Origin of the sequence: Kiloniella sp. (assembly GCF_048259265.1) — a bacterium.
Classification (GTDB): Bacteria; Pseudomonadota; Alphaproteobacteria; order Kiloniellales; family Kiloniellaceae; genus Kiloniella.
The window spans coordinates 364,006-376,557 of record NZ_JBLXHT010000003.1 but is presented as its reverse complement, the minus strand read 5'-3'; the positions used below and the strand labels follow the sequence as shown (position 1 = coordinate 376,557).

Sequence of the window (12,552 nt, the reverse complement as noted above, 5' to 3'; positions counted from 1 at the left end):
TGATATACATTAAGTTTACTTATTAAGAATTTAATGGAAAGTTATTCTCAATATGAAAATATCTAACAAGCAAAAAGAAGCAAATAAAGCGAAGTTGATTGCTGTTGCGGTGGATCTGTTTTCCGAGCATGGCTTTCACAATGTTTCTATGAAGCAGATTTCCAAGGCAGCTAAAATGGGGGACTCAACAATCTATAAGTATTTCCCTAGCAAAGATAAATTTTTGCTGGCTTATCATGAGTCTGCTTTGAATAGCGTGATACTGCTCGTCGATGAAGCCGACGATTTTCCTGAATTTACTCTCGAAGAGAAACTTCAATTTTTTATCTATAATTATCTAGATATCCTTATCGAAAATCGTGAGTTTGTTGCCGAAAGTATCGAGATTTTACGAGAGTCTCCGGCTTTTTTAATGCAGCGGGAGTTCCCGGCAAGCAAAGCCCTGAAAAAAGAAATCATTCAAATTCTTGAACATTCGGTGGAAAATGGTGAGATCCCGGATGTTCCTTTTGAAAGTGCCGTAGCGCATCTGATGGTTGATGCTTTATTGGGAATAGTTCTCTATTGGCTACAGGATGAAAGTGAAGAATTCACCCAGACAACTCAATTTGTAGAGGTTTCGACAAATTTCTTTGCCACAGTATTAAAAAGTGGCGTGCTTGGTAAGGGTGTTGATCTGGTTAGCTTTATGATCAAAAGCCAGATGATGCGGTTTCTAGAAAATGGTCAGGGTTTTTCGAGCCTAATGAAAGGCTTGGGCGCTATGGCCAATAAAGGCGCGGGCAAAGGAGGCTGGAAACATGGGGGGTAAGGGATCAATCGCAACCAGAAAACTGCACCGTTCGGCAACAATTGGATTAACCGCAACCAAGGTTGGCTTACGACATCTGGGGCATGTGGGTAAGAAAAAATTTACCGTGGGACATTTCTCTCCGGAACAGGATGAAGATGCTCGTATCAAACACGAAGAAGATATTGGGAAAACGCTTTTTAAGGCTTTGAACCAACTTAAAGGGACAGCGTTAAAGGCCTCACAAATTCTCAGCATGGAAGCCGATATTCTTCCTGAAGGTATTCGACGGGAGTTATCAAAAGCTTGCTATAAAGCAACGCCCTTAAACCGGGCTTTGGTTGACAAGGTATTTCGGGATCAATTTGGTAAAAGTCCTGGCAAAATTTTTGATGATTTTAACTCGTCGGCGTTTGCTGCGGCAAGCCTGGGACAGGTTCATAAAGCAAAGCTTGGATCGGGGGAAAATGTCGCTGTTAAGGTTCAGTACCCGGGAATTGCGGCATCGATTAAAAGCGATGTGAAAATGCTCGGTGGGTTGCTGACAGTTTTTTCTGCCTCTACTGATTTGATGCCAGATAAAAACATTATCGACACTGTTCTCGATGAAATCACTATTCAGTTGCATCGGGAAGTTGATTATTTCCAAGAGGCCGAAAGCCTGAAGTGGTTTAAAAAAAGAATAAAGAACGAGAAGATCGTCGTTCCGGAAACTTATGATGATTATAGTTCTGAACGTATTTTGACAACGGAACTGTTAACGGGATTTCATTTGGATGAATGGTTGGTAACTAACCCTTCGCAAGACGAGAAAAATGCGTATGGTCAGCTCTTATTTGATTTTTTCTTCGACAGTTTTTTTGAATTGGGGTTTGTACACGCAGATCCACACCCGGGTAATTTTCTCTTTATGAAAAGCGGCCAACTAGGGCTTTTGGACTTTGGGTGTGTTCGAAAGATGGATAGAGAATTTACCAAAACCATATCCGATTACTACAGATTCCTTATTCATCATCATACGGTCGAACCGGATTACGATAAGTTGAGAGGCTTTTATGACGATCTGGAGCTAAGCAAGGATGAGATGACGGACGAAGAATTCCGAACACTTTTGCAACCTCAGTTGGATGTAATTCAAAAATGGATGATCGAACCGTACCTAGAAGAGCAATTTGATTTTACTAACCGGGAATGGCCAGAAATGAAGATGGCCGACACCCGAAAAATAACACCATTCATGAAAGAGATTAATAGAAACCTATTATATTTTGACCGAACCTATCGTGGGATGATTCTGTTGTTGAGTAAGTTGGGCGCAACAGTAAAAACCGGAAACAAGTGGATCGGAGTGTGATAATGCCGATGACGATGAGGGGACATAAAGATCTGTTCGAGGGAACATCATCGCATGAGAGGCTGCTTTGCTATTTAATTAAGCAGCGATGGGTTGGTCGGTGGATTATGGGCATATCTATATCTCATCTTGTTTTTACCTTTATTGTGTTTCCAACTCAGGTAACTTATATTTTTACGAGAGGTTTCTTTGATACGGGCGTTGCGAACGCTGAGGTAGGAAACACCGTTTGGTTCTTTTTCTTTGGGATCCCGCTTTTTATTGTTGGGTATATGATTGATCGTGATGAGAAGAAAACAGTGATGCCGCCTTTTCAAGAGGTTATCCTCGTTTCTTTGGTATGTATGACGGCGTTGGGAATATTGTTGATACCTGCGTCAGGATTTTGGTTGATGACACCTGCAATATTCGGATTTTACCTGAAGAATAAATCGGCTAATGACAATTGGAACTAAATCGTCTCGGGGATGTATGACAGGTCATTTTGACGGATAGGGTTCTAAGGCTCGTCCGTAATGAAGGTAATGGGATGGCTTTGAAAGGCTGCGCCATGTGTCTGTGATGTAGAAACGTGGAAATGCAGATGAGGTCCGGTGGAATAGCCTGTGTTCCCTGAATAGGCGATAAGCTGACCTCTATCGACCTTATCATCTATTTGGACAACAACACCGTCTCTCTTAAGGTGCAGATACTGCCCTATTGACCCATCAGGATGTTGGATCCAGAGATAATTTTCTTCGCTTTTGTATTTATTCGAAACGCCCCCACGGGATGAATCTTCCCTGAGTGAAATGACAATCCCTTCGCGTGCCGCCAAAATTTCTGATCCCACAGGCATTGCCCAATCAATGGCAAAGCTATTTGGCCCAGTGTGAGAAAATGCCGCATTAGGTCCTTGAGAAACGGGATAGGATTTGGTTTTTGGAAAAGGGAGTTGGTAAAGCGCGTGGTCATCATGTTTTGCGTCTCCAGTGTCTGGATGTAGCTGTGATGTCCAGTTGTAACGCCACTCACCATGGCTTTTTGCCTTTATCGTGAGAATGCTTTTAATTTCATCTGGGTTAAGTCGCACGTTCTTTGTTTTATTTGCAGGTATTACATTATGCCCCGTCATTTGTAGCGATATGCGCATAGGAAAAGTATAGTTGTTTTGGGCTCTAATCAGGGCGCTTTTATTGTTCTCTACTGTCAGATAACAAACCTTGTTGTGATGAAAGCAGTCTTCACGTTTACCAGCGTTGGTCTCTGTTGTGGATAATAAAAAAAAGCAGGTAAGTAGAACGCTGACCAAGCTATAAAAAGAGAGAGGAGTAAGGGAAAGATGTTTCATGTTCTTACGCGAGATTCTCCAGTTTTAATAGGCCAGTTTTCTTCGTCTGTTTCTCTTGTATGTACTGCTCGTCACTTGTTCGAGACGAGACGTTTACCCAAGCAACAAGCTGTCACTGTCAAGTTCCTCGCCCCTGACCTTACCAAACATATCTACGAGATCGTGAATTGTCATGGAGCTACGTTCTTCACCAGAAACATCTAACACAACTTGTCCTTCATGGAGCATTACTGTTCTTGTCCCAAACTGAAGAGCTTGTCCCATAGAGTGGGTAATCATCAAGGTCGTGATGCCAGTCTCTTTGACAATATCATTGGTGAGTTCTAGCACAAAAGCTTGCATTCTGGGATCAAGTGCGGCCGTGTGTTCATCAAGAAGCAGGCATTTTGTTGGTTGTAATGTTGCCATGATCAGGCTGACGGCTTGTCGCTGACCACCGCTGAGAAGTCCCATCTTGTCTGCTAGACGGTCTTCCAAACCTAACCGTAGGCGAGACAAACGTTCTCTGAAAAGTTCACGCTTGGTATTATTTATTGCCAGACCAAAGCCGCGTTTTTGCCCCCTTGAATGGGCAAGAGAAAGATTTTCTTCGATGGTTAAAGCTTCACAGGTTCCCGCAAGAGGATCTTGGAAAACCCGCGAGACCAAACTACTCCGTCGCGCTGCTTTCCATCGGCTGACGTCTTTACCGTCAATTGTAATGGCACCACTGTCTGCGATTAACTCACCGGTTAAACAGTTCATAAAGGTGGATTTTCCAGCACCGTTTGACCCGATGACAGTAACAAATTCCCCTTCGGCAACAGACAAATTTACACCTTGAAGTGCTTTGTTTTCGTTTGGCGTGTCTTTGCCAAAAGTGATGCGGAGATCTTGAACATTGATCATCTTAGTGCCCCCGCTTCATCAGTTTTTTGAGGGGGTTTTTTGCCCCGGGTAAAATCAAGGCAATTGTTACCAATAAGGCAGTAACCAGGTTGAGGTCGGAAGGTTCCAACCCAATACTATCCGCGTTAAGGGCGAGACCAATGGCGATGCGATAGACAATCGATCCGAAGATACAGGCAAGAACGGCCATCAACATGCCGCGTGTCGAGAAGATTGCTTCACCTGCGATAAGGGCTGCAAGGCCGATTACAATAGTACCAGTACCAATCGTGATATCTGCAAAGCCGTTCATTTGGGTGAACAAAGCCCCAGCCAAACCAACAAGGGCGTTTGAAAGAGCCATACCAATATAGGTTGTCTTGTTAGTATCAATTCCCTGTGCGCGGGCCATTTTCTGATTTGCACCGGTTGAACGCATGGCTAGTCCATAGTCAGAATTCAGGAACCGGGCAACGATGAGGGCAACAACAAAGACGATAACAGCAGCAATGATTGGCTTCAGATAATAACCGGGTAGTCCTTGACCTTCAAAAGGTGTCAGAATTGTCTCTTCTGTAATTATTGGTACATTCGGGCGCCCCATAATCCGCAGATTGATTGAATAGAGGGCAATCATTGTCAAGATAGATGCGAGTAGATTGAGAATCTTGAAGCGCAGGTTTAAAAATGCAGTGACCAGACCGGCCATGCCGCCAGCAAAGAAGGCAATAACCGTTGCTAATACCGGGTTACATCCTGAGACGATCATCGTTGCGCAGACGGCAGCCCCTAAGGGAAACGATCCGTCAATTGTTAGATCGGGAAAGTCGAGAATTCTGAATGACAAGAAGACGGCTAAAGCAATTAGACCGTAGATCAGACCTAATTCGATGGCACCCATAAAGGAAATAAGGTTCATTTATCCGAAGCCTTGCGGCTCTCTAACTGTTGTGTTCCTGCGTATATCACGCTGCTTGGATAGTTCCATAACGCAAGAAGACGAAATCCGCAAAACGAATTTCGTCTTCCTTGAAAGCTTTTATATCACTGTTGTTTTTGACAGCGATAGAACAAGCGATATTATTTGATCACTTCTGTTGCGCGCGCGATGACTTCTGGGGAAAGGGTTACGCCCATTTTCTCTGCCATTGCCGGGTTCACAAAAAGATTGGTTTTGCTCACGCCCTGAAATGCAATATCACCTGCTGCTTTACCCTTGAGGATTTCAACAACAACTTTACCTGTCTGGCGACCGACATCGTAGTAATCAAAACCCAGCGCGGCCATTGCGCCACGTTTTACAGAATCTGTATCCCCAGCATAAACAGGGATCTGGTGATCGATACCAACTTTCACCACAGCTTCGAAAGCTGAGATGATTGTGTTGTCCGTTGCAACATAAATAACATCGGCTTTACCGATCAGGTTTTGTGCCGCGGTTAGCACTTCACCCGTTTTTGTTGCCGGGGATGCAATAACGTCAAAGCCTTGGGCTGCACCGTGTTTCTTCACAAGATCCAATAGAACAACAGAGTTTGCTTCGCCCGGGTTATAGGGAACACCGATGCTTTTCGCATTTGGTGTCAGTTCCTTGATCAGGGCAATGTGCTGATCAATAGGTGAAAGATCGCTCACGCCTGTAACATTTGTACCTGATGGACCTTCATTGGCAACAAGCTTGGCTGCGACAGGGTCGGTAACGGCAGAGAAAACAACGGGAATGTCTTTTGTCGCTGCGACAACAGCTTGTGCAGAAGGCGTTGCAATTGGGACGATAACATCAGGACCATTCCCAATGTATTCTCTGGCAATTTGAGCTGCAGTTGCGGGATTACCCTGTGCACTTTTATAAAGGAACGTAAGGTTTTTACCTTCTTCGTAGCCCTGAGCTTTCAGTTCGTCGCGTACGCCGTCACGTACCGCATCAAGAGCGGGGTGTTCGACAATAGCAGTTGTGGCAACAACAACATCTTCAGCTTGCGCTGCAAATGGAAGCGATAGGCCAAGTGCTAAAGTAGCTGCAATAAATTTGGATCCCAAATTTTTTGAAATCATGATGTGCCTCCGAGATAGCAATTATATATTCGTTTGTATGGTTCAGAACGCCATGATACTCGCAGAGAAATAGGGTATCAGGAGTCTGTCCAATTTATTGTGATGTATTAACCCTTGTCACTGCCATGAAAGCAAGAAGATATGTTGAAGTGATCAGATGTTTTTTATGGATTTAAATTCTAAATAAATGCCCTAGTCCAAGCCGAATATAAGATCGTAAATCACGATTAGGCCTTTTCTTGTTCATAATGAGAAAACCCGACATAGTGCATGGGATTTAGTGTTTGAATGATATCAGCAGACCTGTAGAGATTTAATGCGGACCGTTTTATGAAAGATAAGAATCAGGCCAGTACGACATCCAGACGTATGGCAAAAGCCTCTTTGGAAACGTTGGAAGAATTTGTCTTGCGCCCCGATCCGTCGAAAGAAGGATTAACTGAAGCGGTAAAAGGAACGGATCAGGATGGAAATGTAATTGAAATTCCTGTTGTGGTCGAAAAACCTTTAACTCTTTTCCTGAATGGGCAGGAAATTGTAACGATGATGACCATCGGTGATTACCCTGATTATTTGGCAGTTGGCTATCTTTTAAATCAAAATATGCTACGCCGTGATGATGTGATCACAGCCATTGATGTGGATGAAGAGCTGGATTTGGTTGTGGTTCGAACCGAACGTGAAACCAACTACGAAGAAAAACTCAAAAAGAAAACACGAACATCTGGATGCGCTCAAGGGACTGTCTTTGGGGATTTGATGGAAAAGTTCGAAGATATAAAACTACCTTCGGATGCCAAAATTCACACATCATGGATCTACGCACTCAGCCGTAAAATCAACATGGTGCCGAGTTTGTACTTGGAAGCTGGTGCGATACATGGGTGTGTTTTATGTCAGAGCGATCAGCCTTTGATTTATATCGAAGATGTCGGGCGTCATAACGCCGTTGATAAAATTGCCGGTTATATGTTTTTGAATAACATTACAGCTTCAGACAAAATCTTTTACACAACGGGTCGTTTGACATCAGAGATGGTGATAAAAACAGTGCAGATGGGTATTCCTGTACTGGTTTCCCGTTCCGGCTTCACGGCATGGGGTGTTGATCTGGCAAAAGAAGCGGGTCTTACATTAATTGGTCGCGCCAAGGGTAAACGTTTCACAGCCCTGGCCGGACAGGACCGAATTGTATTCGACCATCAGGACGCTGATTTGGAAGATGAAAACCCACGCCATCAAAGAGCGGCAGCCCGTGGGACAGATAATATAAGCCAAGGAACTGAAACTAAAGAGAGCCAAGCCGATGACTGATGTTGCGGGTGTGATACTGGCCGGTGGGCTGGCCCGCCGCATGGGTGGCGGTGATAAGGGCATGAAATCATTGGCGGGGGAGAGCTTGCTCACCCGCATTATCAAGCGAATAAAACCACAGGTCGGACCGCTGGTGTTAAACGCTAATGGTGATAGTGAACGATTTAAGGCTTTTTCGTTGCCTGTAGCAGCAGACGTCGTTGATGATAATCCCGGCCCTTTGGCTGGGGTGCTCACGGGGTTAGAGTGGGTTGCAACACATTCGCCTGATGCGAAATGGATGATATCTGTTCCTTGTGATGGGCCTTTTGTGCCTATGGATCTCGTTGAAAGATTAGTATCAGAGGCGAGCAAACAAGACTTACCTTTGGCTTGCGCCATGTCGCATGGGCGAACACATCCTGTTGTTGGTTTGTGGTCTGTTGCTCTACGTGATGATTTACGCAAAGCAATCGTGTTCGAAGAAATGCGCAAGGTCGATCGCTGGACTGAACGTCATGGAATTTGTCACGTTTCATTCGATGATGTTGTCATCGGGAATGAAACGGTTGATCCCTTTTTCAACGCCAACAAACTGGATGATTTGTTAAAGGTCGAGAGTTTGTTGAGGGAATGAAAAAGTGGGTGGCATTTTTGCGAAAGTGAATGTGTAAGATTAGGCTTTGCTAATCTTACAGGCATCATGCTTATTAAACGCTCGCCAGTCATTATATCGGGGTGTGATGGCAACTATTATATAGTGCTTTCATACCCTGATATAACTCTGTCTTCGTACAATTTTACGTCGATATAAACGTCGAGATCAAATCAGCCTAAATCTTTGCCTAACGGGTTGCTATCGGTTACTGATTGGTTACGTCAAAATTATCCTGTCTGTGGATAGCTGCAGAAAAATTTGCTATTGAGCTATCCTTTCTTCACATGATCTCTTCATAGGGAAAATTCATTTGTCGCAGTCTGCTGTTATGCCCGATAAACCTGTGTCATTGCAAAAGCCACCAGCCAACTTGTCTTGGTTGATGTGGTTATTGGGGGCCATGCTCTTCTTGATTGGGTTCTTTCACCGTATTGCCTTTGGCGTTATGGCAGAGCCTTTGACGATTGAGTTTGGATTGACGGCAACAACCTTAGGGACGTTGGCGAGCTTTTATTATTATAGTTATGTGGTTATGCAAGTACCTGTTGGCGTTATGGCGGATCGTTTTGGCCCGCGAAAACTTTTAACAACAGGGGCGATTGTCGCGGCAATCGGAACTGCGATTTTTGCACTTGCGCCTAATTACTGGATTATCAGTTTTGGTCGCTTGTTGATCGGTGGCTCAGTGGCTGTTGCTTTTGTCACCATGATGAAGATAGCTCTGCATTGGTTTGACCTAAAACGCTTTGCACTTCTGGTTGGCCTTGGACTTCTGTCCGGCAACCTGGGGGCTGTTGTTGCGGGGGCGCCACTACAGCAAATGATAGAGTTGATTGGCTGGCGCTATGTCATGCTTGGCTTTGCAGGGATTACAGGTGTACTGGCATTAGCTACAGGCATTTGGTTGCGGGATGATCCGACGGATCTTGGCTATAAAAGCTATGGTCATGAGCACGATGAAACTCAACCAAAACAGTCCATTTGGGCTGATTTAAAAGAAGCCATTACCTATCGTACGGTTTTTCTTTTGACGTTGGCATGCGGAGCATCTGCAGGGTCAATGCTTACCTTTGGGGGGCTTTGGGGAGTGCCTTTTCTCAAGGTCGCTTATGGTTTCTCCACATCAGAAGCAGCACTAATTACCACTGTTACATTGCTTGTGTGGGCCGGAAGCGGCGTATTGCTGGGGCATTGGTCCGATGCATCAGGGAAACGAAAAATACCTTTTTTTGTGCTGGCACTTGTGGCTGCGTTAGGTTGGTTTGTTGTTACGCAGATACCTGATCTTCCTCTGATTGTTCTTGGTTTGGCATTATTTTCTGCCGCCGCAGGAAGTTGTATTATGATTGTTGGCCTGTCCTGGGCCAAAGAAGCTGTTCCTGCTCGACTGCAAGGAACATCGCTAGGTTGGTGTAATACAGGTGTTATGATTGGCCCAATGGTTCTGCAACCTCTGACGGGTATTTTGATAGATCTAAACTGGAATGGTGCAACAGAAGCGGGGCAGCGTATCTATGATGTTCCTGCTTTTGAAGCCGGATTTATCCCGATGATCATCTGGTTGGTTGTTGCATCTGTTTTGGTATTGTTTGCTCAAGAAAAACAAAGTCCCTTTAAATAATACGGGAATCAATAAGGGCCACCTTTAGTCGGGTAGCCCTTATCTTTTATATAATGGGTAATGCTATTTAATGGTCACTGCATAATTAGATACATCTCCAACTTCTTTAATCAGGTCTTTTGCTTTCAAGAAATCTGCAAAATCGCTGTAACGTCCTTCATCCAAAGCCGCTGGACGTAGAGCAAATCGCGGAAGAGTATCCTTCCAGGCTCTTCGGTTCAGTTCGTCGTCAAGATCTGGATAGGCTTTGATGAAAAGGGTCCAGCTTTCTTGTGGGTGATTTATAAGATAAGTGGTGGCTTGCTCTAAAGCTTTGAGAAAACGGGGAAAGCGCGGGTCGTCGACATTCTGATTGTTTGCTACCAGAATAAGTTCGTCATATGAAGGTACGCCTTCCTCTTCGACGTAGAATGCCCGACCTGGCTTTCCAACAATATCCATCTGGTTCAATTCAAAGTTACGGAAAGCCCCGATGACGGCGTCAACCTGACCTGAAATAAGGGAGGGGGAGAGTGTGAAATTCACATTGATCAGTTCTACATCTTTTACGCCGAGACCGTGTTTTTCCAGCATTGCATCTAGAATAACATCTTCGAAGCCGCCAACGGAATAACCGACTTTACGACCTTTCAAGTCAACAATGGATTTAATTGGGCTGTCTTTAAGGACAACAAGCGAATTCAATGGCGTCGCCACCAGTGTTCCCACACGGGTTAGCGGAAGCCCTTCGGCGACTTGTAAATGAAGTTGAGGTTGGTAAGAAACCGCAAGCGCGGCCTTTCCTGCTGCAACCAGTTTGGGCGGATCGTTCGGATCTGCCGGGGCGATCAGATCTACGTCTAACCCCTGTTCACTAAAGAAGCCCTTTTCTTTGGCAACAACAAGTGTGGCGTGATCAGGGTTCACGAACCAGTCTAATAAGACGGTTAATTTTTCATTGGCAACAGCTTGTGATGAAAAGCTTAACAAGCTGGTCAACGCAAGAGCCGTAGAGATAAATTTTCGTAACATTATAAGGTCCTTATGTAAGGTTATTTATCGTGTTTTATGGTCATCAAGTGAAAGGTGTCGAAGAAGTTTGTGTAGGAGGTGGTCTGTTGTCAGATAGAGAGAAACAGCCATGATGGAGAGTATGAGGAGGGCGGCAAACATCAGATCAATTTGCATACGTCCGTTTGCATGAAGCATTAGGTAGCCTAGACCCTCTGATGAACCAACCCACTCGCCGACGATGGCCCCAATTGGTGCTGTGGCCATTGCGACGCGCAAGCCTGATGAAAGTGCGGGCAAGGCAAGAGGGATGCGAACGTGGACCAGAAAAGCCAGTGGTTTTGCCCCCATGACCTGAGCCAGTGCTTGCCAGTCTTTTGGTGTGCGCCTAAGTCCGTCATAGAACGCCGCAGTTACCGGGAAGTATATAATGAGGACAGCCATAGTTATTTTTGACGCTAGGCCATAACCTAGCCACAAAACCAAAATCGGTGCGAGGGCAAAAACAGGCAAAGACTGAGTGATGACAAGCAAAGGTGTTAACCAGTCACGTGCCGATTTAACTGTGGCAAGGACCAAGGCCGAACAACATCCCAGCAAGCTGCCAATAAGAAAACCAAGAATAATTTCAAGCAGGGTTATGCCTGCGTGGTTGATCAGTGTATCAAATCGCTCAAACAGCGCTTGAAAAACAGATAGGGGATCGGGGAGGATATAGGGCGGAACTTCGGTCGTATAAATCAACAACTGCCAAGCCAGAAGAAGTCCGGTAATAATTATGAACGGGCGTGCGCACTTTATCATGATAAACCTTCGTTATCAGAAAGCTGTTTCATCAAAGTTTCGTGCTCTTCAAGCACAAGTTCGTTCTTGATGTTTCGTGGTGGGAAGGTAGAAGGCGTTAATGTCTCTACACTGGAAATTGTCGGCCCTTTCAACACGTAAACTATGTCTGCGAGTTTTAAGGCCTCAAGCGGATCGTGGGTGATCATGACAACGGTTTTGTTCGTCAGATATCGAAAGGTGAGGTCGTGCATTTCTGCGCGTGTTATGGCATCCAGTGCCGAGAAGGGCTCATCCAATAGAACAATTGGGCGATCGTCCAATAGTGTTCTAGCCAAAGCTGTCCTTTGACGCATACCGCCGGACAAGCTGTCTGGTTTCATATCCAGAAAGGATCCCATCCCTAAATCTACCAATAGCGATTTTGCTTTTATTTCACAAATAGCTTCGGACCCGGAAATTTGTCTTAGCTTGTTGCCGATCAGGACATTTTGTAAAACGCTGAGCCAGGGAAGTAGCAAGGCATCCTGCGTCATCCAGCTTATTTGTTCGGATAAAAGAGAACCATCGTCTGCTTTGATTGTGCCTTGGTAAGTGGATGGTGGAAGAAGGCCCGCGATTGCTTTGAGAAGGGATGATTTTCCAACACCACTACGTCCCAATAGAACATTCCACTTTCCGCCTTTCATGCTAAGGGAAAAGTTTTTGAAAATCTGCCTGTCTTGATAGGAAAGGTAAAAATTTTGAATATGGATGCTACTTGCTGTCTGGGATGTCATTAACGCAATTCGCCTAATTTGTTGTAAGTAAC

Annotated in this window: 13 protein-coding genes; 6 read left to right on the top strand and 7 right to left on the bottom strand. The window is 44.8% G+C overall.

Annotated elements, in window-relative coordinates:
* The first annotated feature begins 52 nt into the window (after nt 1-52).
* The 3 genes from ACN0QW_RS07790 to ACN0QW_RS07780 are packed head-to-tail and all read left to right on the top strand — an operon-like array spanning nt 53 to nt 2,599.
* Nucleotides 53-811, top strand: a complete 759-nt coding sequence (locus ACN0QW_RS07790) for a TetR family transcriptional regulator (RefSeq protein WP_417430287.1) — start codon at nt 53-55, stop codon at nt 809-811.
* Nucleotides 801-2,144, top strand: a complete 1,344-nt coding sequence (locus ACN0QW_RS07785) for an ABC1 kinase family protein (RefSeq protein WP_417430285.1) — start codon at nt 801-803, stop codon at nt 2,142-2,144. Before ACN0QW_RS07790 ends, ACN0QW_RS07785 begins: the two co-directional genes overlap by 11 nt.
* Nucleotides 2,145-2,146: 2 nt before the next feature.
* Entirely contained in the window at nt 2,147-2,599 is a 453-nt protein-coding gene (locus ACN0QW_RS07780) for a DUF6463 family protein (RefSeq protein ID WP_417430283.1), read from the top strand.
* A gap of 44 nt (nt 2,600-2,643) precedes the next feature.
* On the opposite strand, the gene ACN0QW_RS07775 is transcribed toward ACN0QW_RS07780, so the two are convergent.
* The 4 genes from ACN0QW_RS07775 to ACN0QW_RS07760 form a co-directional block, all read right to left on the bottom strand.
* Nucleotides 2,644-3,474, bottom strand: a complete 831-nt coding sequence (locus tag ACN0QW_RS07775) for a M23 family metallopeptidase (protein ID WP_417430281.1) — start codon at nt 3,472-3,474, stop codon at nt 2,644-2,646.
* Nucleotides 3,475-3,567: 93 nt separating this feature from the next.
* The gene (locus tag ACN0QW_RS07770) at nt 3,568-4,362 is read right to left on the bottom strand and encodes an ABC transporter ATP-binding protein (RefSeq protein WP_417430279.1); all 795 of its coding nucleotides are present in this window, start codon (nt 4,360-4,362) and stop codon (nt 3,568-3,570) included.
* Nucleotide 4,363: 1 nt separating this feature from the next.
* Nucleotides 4,364-5,260 (bottom strand): ABC transporter permease, encoded by an 897-nt coding sequence (locus ACN0QW_RS07765; protein ID WP_417430277.1) that lies wholly within the window; start codon nt 5,258-5,260, stop codon nt 4,364-4,366.
* 161 nt (nt 5,261-5,421) lie between these two features.
* Nucleotides 5,422-6,396: an ABC transporter substrate-binding protein gene (locus tag ACN0QW_RS07760; protein WP_417430275.1), complete on the bottom strand. Its 975-nt coding sequence runs from the start codon at nt 6,394-6,396 to the stop codon at nt 5,422-5,424.
* A 369-nt stretch (nt 6,397-6,765) separates the two neighbouring features.
* Here ACN0QW_RS07760 and fdhD point away from each other — a divergent pair, with 369 nt between their 5' ends.
* The 3 genes from fdhD (at nt 6,766) to ACN0QW_RS07745 (ending at nt 9,968) form a co-directional block, all read left to right on the top strand.
* Nucleotides 6,766-7,710 (top strand): formate dehydrogenase accessory sulfurtransferase FdhD, encoded by a 945-nt coding sequence (gene fdhD / locus ACN0QW_RS07755; protein WP_417430435.1) that lies wholly within the window; start codon nt 6,766-6,768, stop codon nt 7,708-7,710.
* On the top strand, nt 7,703-8,326 hold the full coding sequence (mobA, locus tag ACN0QW_RS07750) for a molybdenum cofactor guanylyltransferase MobA (protein ID WP_417430273.1): 624 nt from the start codon (nt 7,703-7,705) through the stop codon (nt 8,324-8,326). The genes fdhD and mobA overlap by 8 nt, the downstream gene beginning before the upstream one ends.
* 331 nt (nt 8,327-8,657) lie before the next feature.
* Nucleotides 8,658-9,968, top strand: a complete 1,311-nt coding sequence (locus tag ACN0QW_RS07745; protein ID WP_417430271.1) for an MFS transporter — start codon at nt 8,658-8,660, stop codon at nt 9,966-9,968.
* Nucleotides 9,969-10,031: 63 nt separating this feature from the next.
* On the opposite strand, the gene ACN0QW_RS07740 is transcribed toward ACN0QW_RS07745, so the two are convergent.
* The 3 genes from ACN0QW_RS07740 to ACN0QW_RS07730 are packed head-to-tail and all read right to left on the bottom strand — an operon-like array spanning nt 10,032 to nt 12,520.
* Nucleotides 10,032-10,979 carry an ABC transporter substrate-binding protein gene (locus tag ACN0QW_RS07740; RefSeq protein ID WP_417430269.1) on the bottom strand — a complete coding sequence of 316 codons (948 nt, stop codon included), beginning with the start codon at nt 10,977-10,979 and terminating at the stop codon, nt 10,032-10,034.
* A 24-nt stretch (nt 10,980-11,003) separates the two neighbouring features.
* A complete protein-coding gene (locus tag ACN0QW_RS07735; RefSeq protein WP_417430267.1) occupies nt 11,004-11,762 on the bottom strand; it encodes an ABC transporter permease in 759 nt (252 codons plus the stop codon).
* On the bottom strand, nt 11,759-12,520 hold the full coding sequence (locus tag ACN0QW_RS07730) for an ABC transporter ATP-binding protein (RefSeq protein ID WP_417430265.1): 762 nt from the start codon (nt 12,518-12,520) through the stop codon (nt 11,759-11,761). The genes ACN0QW_RS07735 and ACN0QW_RS07730 overlap by 4 nt, the downstream gene beginning before the upstream one ends.
* Nucleotides 12,521-12,552: the final 32 nt, after the last annotated feature.